General features: G+C 57.7%; 1 protein-coding gene. It reads right to left on the bottom strand.

Annotated elements, in window-relative coordinates:
- On the bottom strand, nucleotides 1–296 hold a 296-nt coding region (locus BRX37_RS26540; protein WP_164522564.1), incomplete at its 3' end, for a recombinase family protein.
- Nucleotides 297–523 lie beyond the last annotated feature (227 nt).

Here is a 523-nt window from a genome sequence, read left to right on the forward strand (position 1 = left end):
GTTCCCGATGTATCGATGCCGTCGGTGATCGAGCGGAGACCGATCTGTTTGCCTTCGAGCTCAGCGGCAAGGTCGACCAATCCCTTCATCGTGCGACCCAAGCGATCCAGCTTCCAGACCACGATAACATCGCCAGGGCGCGCATAATCGATCGCCTCTGCAAGGCCAGGACGGTTCACCCTCGCCCCGCTGGCCTTGTCAGAAAACTGACGCTCGCAGCCGGCGCGTTGCAGGGCTTCGATCTGCGGCGTCAAATCCTGGTCGGCCGTCGACACTCTCGCGTATCCAATCAACATGCGGTTTTCTCAAAACTCATCGACAAGACCCTGCAAAGCTGGTTACTAACGAACATGGGTTTTGAACAGTCTGCATTTTGGAGGCGATCCTTGGAAACGATGTCGTTTTCAGAAGACGGCTGCACTGAACGTCAGAAGCCGACTGCACTATAGCAGCGGAGGGGTTGGATCCATCAGGCAACGACGGGCTGCTGCCGGCCATCAGCGGACGCAGGGAGGACTTTCCG

It is taken from the genome of Sphingomonas sp. S-NIH.Pt3_0716 (genome assembly GCF_003950715.1).
GTDB lineage: Bacteria > Pseudomonadota > Alphaproteobacteria > Sphingomonadales > Sphingomonadaceae > Sphingobium > Sphingobium yanoikuyae_A.